Origin of the sequence: Halorhodospira neutriphila (genome assembly GCF_016584055.1) — a bacterium.
GTDB lineage: Bacteria > Pseudomonadota > Gammaproteobacteria > Nitrococcales > Halorhodospiraceae > Halorhodospira > Halorhodospira neutriphila.
On the sequence record NZ_NRSH01000128.1, the window covers coordinates 1 to 6,067 of the forward strand.

Here is a 6,067-nt window from a genome sequence, read left to right on the forward strand (position 1 = left end):
CCCCGGGGCGCTCGGGCGCCGGCCCGGCGCAGGCGCAGAGCCCCAGCGCGGCGGTGAGCAGCAGCGCCGCGGCCCCGCCGCCGCCCCGGCGCAGCGGGCGCCGGGGCGAGGCAGAAGCGGCGATCTGGGGCGAGGGCTCGGGCATTTTTCCGCAGGGTCGTTGCTTTACCGGCGCGGTCGCGATTCGTGACAATATCGCGTAGCTTCACGGATAGTGCCCTAAACCCCCTGGGAGACGCTAGCTCCTATGCCCCTGTTCGCCATTGGATTGAACCACGACAGCGCCCCGGTGGCCGTCCGCGAGAGCCTGGCGTTCAACGCCGGGGCCATCGGCGAGGCCCTCCAGGACGCGAAGGCGGAGACCGGCGCCCACGAGGTGGCGATCCTCTCGACGTGCAACCGCACCGAGATCTACGTCCGCCTGCCGCACACCGACCCGGAGGCCGTCATCGGCTGGATGACGCGCTACCAGCGGGTGGACCTGCGCAAGGTGCGGCCCCACCTCTACGTGCGGCGCAGCACCGACGCCATGCGCCACCTGATGCGCGTCTCCGCCGGGCTCGACTCCCTGGTCCTCGGCGAGCCGCAGATCCTCGGCCAGGTCAAGGACGCCTACCACAAGGCCGCCGAGGCGGGCAGCCTCGGCGCCGTGCTCGAGCGCCTCTTCCAGCACGCCTTCTCCGTGGCCAAGCAGGTGCGCACGGACACCGACATCGGCTCGAACCCGATCTCGGTGGCCTTCGCGGCCGTGACCATGGCCAAGCAGATCTTCGACGACTTCCACAAGCGCACCGCCGTGCTCATCGGCGCCGGCGAGACCATCGAGCTCGTCGCCCGCCACCTCGGCCAGCAGGGGATCGGCCGGGTGCTCGTGGCCAACCGCAACGTCGAGCGCGCCAAGCGCCTCGCCGAGGCCCACGACGGCGAGGCCTTCAGCCTCAACGACCTCTCCCGGCGGCTGCCCGAGGCCGACATTGTGGTATCCTCGACCGGCAGCTCGCTGCCCATCCTCGGCAAGGGGTCCGTGGAGCGGGCCGTCCGGGCCCGGCGCCACCGGCCGATGTTCATGCTCGACCTGGCCGTGCCGCGGGATATCGAGCCCGAGGCGGCGGAGATGGACGACGTCTACCTCTATACGGTCGACGACCTGCGCGACGTCGTCGCCGAGAACATGCGCTCCCGCCAGGACGCCGCCGCCCAGGCGGAGGCCATCGTCGAGCGCCAGGTCGGCCAGTACCTGGAGTGGCGCCGCGCCCGGGACGCCGGCGAGGCGATCCGCACCTTCCGCGAGCGCGCCCACAGCTACGCCCGGGCCACCCGGGCGCAGGCCGCACGGCGCCTGCAGCGCGGCGACGATCCCCACGAGGTCCTGGAGTGGATGACCCACACCCTCACGCGGCGGCTCATCCACGCCCCCACCGTGGGGCTGCGCGCGGCGGCGGCCACCGGGGACCGCACCCGGATCCAGCACGCGCTAGAGACGCTCGCGATCGAACAGCACCTAGTAGAGAGGTCCAGTGAAGGCGACGATACGAGACAAGCTGGAGCGGATGGCGGATCGGCACGAGGAGATCGGCGCGCAGCTAGCGGATCCTGACGTCGCCACCGACCCGTCGCACTTCGCCGAGCTCTCGCGCGAGTACGCCCGGCTTGAGCCCGTCGTCCAGGATCTTCGCGCCTACCGTGAGGCGGCCGACAACGCCGCCCACGCCGAGGCCATGCTCGCCGACAGCGACGCCGAGATCCGCGCCCTCGCCGAGGAGGAGCTCGAGAGCGCCCGCAGCGAGCTCGAGGCCCTCGAGCAGCGCCTGCAGCGCCACCTGATCCCCCGCGACCCCAACGACGAGCGCAACATCTTCCTCGAGATCCGCGCCGGCACCGGCGGCGACGAGGCGGCGCTGTTCGCCGGCGACCTGTTCCGGATGTACGCCCGCTACGCCGAGCGCAAGGGGTGGCAGACCGAGATCTTCTCGGCCCGCGAGGGGGAGCACGGCGGCTACCGGGAGATCATCGCCCGCATCGAGGGCCGCGGCGCCTACTCGCGGCTGAAGTTCGAGTCGGGGGCCCACCGCGTCCAGCGCGTGCCGGCCACGGAGTCCCAGGGCCGGATCCACACCTCGACCTGCACGGTGGCGGTGCTGCCGGAGCTCGAGGAGGTCGACACCATCCAGGTCGACCCCAACGAGCTGCGCGTCGACACCTTCCGCTCCTCCGGCGCCGGCGGGCAGCACGTCAACACCACCGACTCGGCGGTGCGCATCACCCACCTGCCGACGGGGATGGTCGTGGAGTGCCAGGAGGAGCGCTCCCAGAACAAGAACCGCGCCAAGGCGATGGCCTTCCTCCAGGCACGGCTCACGGAGCAGGAGCGGGCCCGCCAGGAGTCGGAGCGCAGCGAGGAGCGCCGCCTGGCGGTGGGCACCGGGGAGCGCTCGGAGCGCATCCGGACCTACAACTTCCCGCAGGGGCGGGTGACCGATCACCGGATCGGCCTGACGCTCTACAAGATCGAGCAGATCACGGAGGGCGACCTCGACGCGGTCATCGAGCCGCTGATCAACGAGCACCAGGCGGAGGTCCTCGCCCAGGTCGCCGAGGGCGCGGGCTAGCCTGCGCCCGCGCCCGCGGCCCTGCCGCTAGGCGACGTTCTGGCGCTCGCGGATCTCCTCGAGGGACTTGCAGTCGATGCACAGGGTCGCCGTCGGCCGGGCCTCCAGCCGGCGCAGGCCGATCTCCACCCCGCACTGCTCGCAGTAGCCGTAGTCGCCGGTGCGGATCTTCTCGAGCGACTGGTCGATCTTGCGGATGAGCTTGCGCTCCCGGTCGCGCGCCCGCAGCTCGAGGGCGAACGCCTCCTCCTGCGTGGCGCGATCGGCCGGATCGGAGTGGTTGTTGGCGTCGTCGCGCATGTGGTGGACGGTCCGCTCGACCTCCTCCTGGAGATCGCGCTTCCACGCCACGAGCAGCTGCCGGAAGTGCTCCAGCTGCTCGTCGCTCATGTACTCTTCGTCGGCCGCTGCCTCGTAGGGCTCGAAGCCTTTGACGGGCAGGGCGTGTCGATCAGCAGCCATCTTTCCTCTCCCCTTGGTTGACCCGCCCCAGCTGAGGCCGGCAACCGTCGCGCTCTCATGGTTCTGGCTTGTGCCGCAATGCGGCGCTTCCCTGAAACTGATACACCACCGCCCCGGTGACGTCAATCTCCCGCCTAGGCCACCCGCCGGGCCGGCAGCACCCCGCGCAGGGCGCCCGCCGCCTCGCGCAGCAGGCCCTCGGTCGTCGGCCAGTCGATGCAGGGGTCGGTGATGGAGACCCCGTACTCGAGCGCCGCCGGGTCGTCGCCGAGCTTCTGCTTGCCCCAGCCGAGGTGGCTCTCGAGCATGACCCCGACGATGGAGCGGTTCCCCTCGGTGATCTGGCGGACCAGGTCCTGGAAGACCATGGACTGCAGGCTCGGGTCCTTGCTCGAGTTGGCGTGGCTGCAGTCGACCACCACCCGCGCCGGCAGCCCCGCCTGCTCCAGCGCCTGCTCGCACAGCCGGATGCTCACCGAGTCGTAGTTCGGCTGCGCGCCGCCGCGCAGGACGATGTGGCCGTAGCGGTTGCCGCGGGTGCGCACGATGGTGGTGCGCCCGTCCTGGTCGATGCCGAGGAAGCTGTGCGGCGCCGCCGCCGACTGCAGGGCGTTGATCGCCACGTCCTGGCTGCCGTCGGTGGCGTTCTTGAAGCCGACCGGCGTCGACAGGCCGCTGGCGAGCTCGCGGTGGGTCTGCGACTCGGTGGTGCGGGCGCCGATGGCCGTCCACGAGATGAGGTCGCCGTAGTACTGCGGCGCGATCGGGTCGAGCGCCTCGGTGGCCGTGGGCAGCCCCATCTCGGCGATCTCCAGCAGCAGCTCGCGGGCCACGCGCAGCCCGCGGTCGATGCGGAAGGAGTCGTCCATGTCGGGGTCGTTGACCAGGCCCTTCCAGCCCACGGTGGTCCGCGGCTTCTCGAAGTAGACGCGCATGACGAGGTAGACGCTGTCGCCGACCTCATCGTGCAGGGCCTTGAGCCGCCGGGCGTACTCGCGGGCTGCCTCGGGGTCGTGGATCGAGCACGGGCCGACGACGACGAAAAGGCGGTGGTCCTTGCCGTCGAGGATATCCCGCAGGACCTGCCGGCTCTCCAGGACGGTCTGCCGGGCCTGATCGCTCAGCGGCAGCTGCGACTTGATCTCGGCGGGCGTCGGCAGCCGCTCGCCGTCGGCGACGTTGACGTCGTTTACGTGATCGTTCTCTGGCATCTCGGTCTCGGTCCGGTCCTCCCCGCCCGCAGCGGGAATCGGTGGCTGAATCGAACCAATACTACTGGCCTGCAGCTCGCGCCTTCAAGCGCCGTCAGCCGACGCAGCGGCGCTGCTCGGCGAGCTCGTAGAGCGGCGGCTGCCCGCTCACCGCCTCGGCGTCGATGGTCAGCCGCTCGACGGTGCCCTCCACGGCCGGGACGGCGTACATGGGCTCGAGGAGGATCTGCTCGAGCACGGCGCGCAGCCCGCGCGCGCCCGTGCCGCGGGCGTGCGCCCGCTCGGCGAGGGCGAGCAGCGCCTCGCGGGTGAAGAGCAGCTCGCAGCCGTCGCGCTCGAACAGCGCCTGGTACTGGCGGACCGGGGCGTTGCGCGGCTCGGTGAGCACGGCCACCAGCTCCTGGACCCCGAGCGGCTCGAGGGACTCGATCACCGGGAAGCGGCCGATCAGCTCGGGCAGGAGGCCGTAGCGGCAGAAGTCCTCGGCGGCGGGCTCGGGGGCGCCGCCCTCGCGCTCCACCGCCGCGGTGAAGCCCACCCCCCGGGGCGCGGCGCGGCGCTCGGCCAGCTCCGCCAGGCCCTCGAAGGCGCCCCCGGCGATGAACAGCACCTGCCGGGTATCGAGGGTCACCTCGCGGCGCTGGCGGCGCTGGACGGTGACGGTCACGCTCCGCCCCTCGAGGAGCTGGAGCAGGGCCTGCTGCGCCCCCTCGCCGGAGATGTCCCGGCCGCCGTTGGCCCCCTCGCGGGCGGCGAGCTTGTCGAGCTCGTCGATGTAGACGATCCCCCGGGCCGCCCGCTCGGGGTCGTAGTCGCAGGCGGCGAGCAGCCGCTCGACGACGCCCTCGGCGTTGTCACCCGTATACCCCGAGGCGGTCAGGGTGGTGGCATCGACGGAGACGAAGGGCACGTCGACGCAGCGGGCGAGGCGCTCGGCGATGTAGCTCTTGCCGGAGCCGCTCGGCCCGACGAGGAGGATGTTGCTCTTGCCGATCTCCAGGCTCGGCCGGCGGGCGGCCCAGAGCAGGCGCTTGTAGTGGTTGTAGACCGCCACGGCGAGGGCCTTTTTGGCCCGCTCTTGGCCGATGATATAGTCATCGAGGTAGGCGCGGATGCGCCGCGGCGCCGGCAGGCCCTCGAGCAGCCGGGAGGCGTGCGCCTGGCGCTCGAGCTCGAGCACCCGGTTGCAGTGGCTGAGGCAGACCTCGCAGATGTACGCCTGGTCCCCGCCGATCAAGGGCCCGGCGAGCGCCTCGTCCTGGCCGCAGAACGAGCAGCGGCGCAAGGCGCGGTCCGCTTCCTCAAGCACCCCGGGCTCGAAGGGAATCCCTGGGGCCTCGCTGCGCGATCCCGGCATGGCTTCCACCCCCTAAACCGAACAACCGAATTCACCCGACTGCAACGGCACGTAAAACGAGATCTTGAGTGTGGTAGAGTTATGAGTATGGACCGGAAGCTCCTCGATATCCTCTGCTGCCCCGTCTCCAAGCGGCCCGTACAGCCCCTGCCGGACACGGACCTGGAGCGGCTCAACCGCCTCATCCAGGAGGGCCAGATCCGCTACATGGACGACAGCGAGGTGGAGGCGCCCCTCGAGCAGGCGCTGATCACCGACAACGGCAGCCGCATCTACCGCGTCGACGACGGCATCCCCGTCATGCTCGAGGAGCGCGGCCTGCCCGGCTCCGCCCTGGAGCAGCCGCCGCCGCGGGAGTGACGCGCGAGCGCCCGCCCGCAAGCGCCCCCCGCCGAGGCGCTGACCCGCAGCCGCGGATCGACGCCGCG

6 protein-coding genes are annotated in these 6,067 nt (G+C 71.5%); 3 read left to right on the forward strand and 3 right to left on the reverse strand.

Features of this window, described 5'->3' with window-relative positions; all coding sequences use genetic code 11:
* The first annotated feature begins 247 nt into the window (after positions 1 to 247).
* Positions 248 to 1,597, forward strand: coding sequence for a glutamyl-tRNA reductase (gene hemA, locus CKO13_RS10005; protein ID WP_200260349.1), 1,350 nt, complete (start codon positions 248 to 250; stop codon positions 1,595 to 1,597).
* On the forward strand, positions 1,518 to 2,609 hold the full coding sequence (prfA, locus tag CKO13_RS10010; protein ID WP_200260352.1) for a peptide chain release factor 1: 1,092 nt from the start codon (positions 1,518 to 1,520) through the stop codon (positions 2,607 to 2,609). The genes hemA and prfA overlap by 80 nt, the downstream gene beginning before the upstream one ends.
* 27 nt (positions 2,610 to 2,636) lie before the next feature.
* Here prfA and dksA read toward each other — a convergent pair whose 3' ends face one another.
* From dksA to clpX, 3 genes are all read right to left on the reverse strand, one after another.
* Positions 2,637 to 3,071, reverse strand: coding sequence for an RNA polymerase-binding protein DksA (gene dksA / locus CKO13_RS10015; RefSeq protein ID WP_200260355.1), 435 nt, complete (start codon positions 3,069 to 3,071; stop codon positions 2,637 to 2,639).
* Positions 3,072 to 3,205: 134 nt separating this feature from the next.
* On the reverse strand, positions 3,206 to 4,282 hold the full coding sequence (locus CKO13_RS10020; RefSeq protein WP_200260358.1) for a 3-deoxy-7-phosphoheptulonate synthase: 1,077 nt from the start codon (positions 4,280 to 4,282) through the stop codon (positions 3,206 to 3,208).
* Positions 4,283 to 4,376: 94 nt separating this feature from the next.
* Complete coding sequence (gene clpX / locus CKO13_RS10025) at positions 4,377 to 5,591, reverse strand: ATP-dependent Clp protease ATP-binding subunit ClpX (protein ID WP_338034630.1); 1,215 nt, start codon at positions 5,589 to 5,591, stop codon at positions 4,377 to 4,379.
* Between the two features lie 135 nt (positions 5,592 to 5,726).
* On the opposite strand from clpX, the gene CKO13_RS10030 reads away from it, so the two are divergent.
* Positions 5,727 to 5,999, forward strand: a complete 273-nt coding sequence (locus CKO13_RS10030) for a Trm112 family protein (protein ID WP_242467990.1) — start codon at positions 5,727 to 5,729, stop codon at positions 5,997 to 5,999.
* Positions 6,000 to 6,067: the final 68 nt, after the last annotated feature.

What these genes read in the sequence shown, in the direction of transcription:
- dksA (WP_200260355.1), bottom strand. Translation starts at nt 3,071, where the DNA reads ATGGCTGCTGATCGACACGCCCTGCCCGTCAAAGGCTTCGAGCCCTAC.
- CKO13_RS10030 (WP_242467990.1), top strand. Translation starts at nt 5,727, where the DNA reads ATGGACCGGAAGCTCCTCGATATCCTCTGCTGCCCCGTCTCCAAGCGG.
- hemA (WP_200260349.1), top strand. Translation starts at nt 248, where the DNA reads ATGCCCCTGTTCGCCATTGGATTGAACCACGACAGCGCCCCGGTGGCC.
- CKO13_RS10020 (WP_200260358.1), bottom strand. Translation starts at nt 4,282, where the DNA reads ATGCCAGAGAACGATCACGTAAACGACGTCAACGTCGCCGACGGCGAG.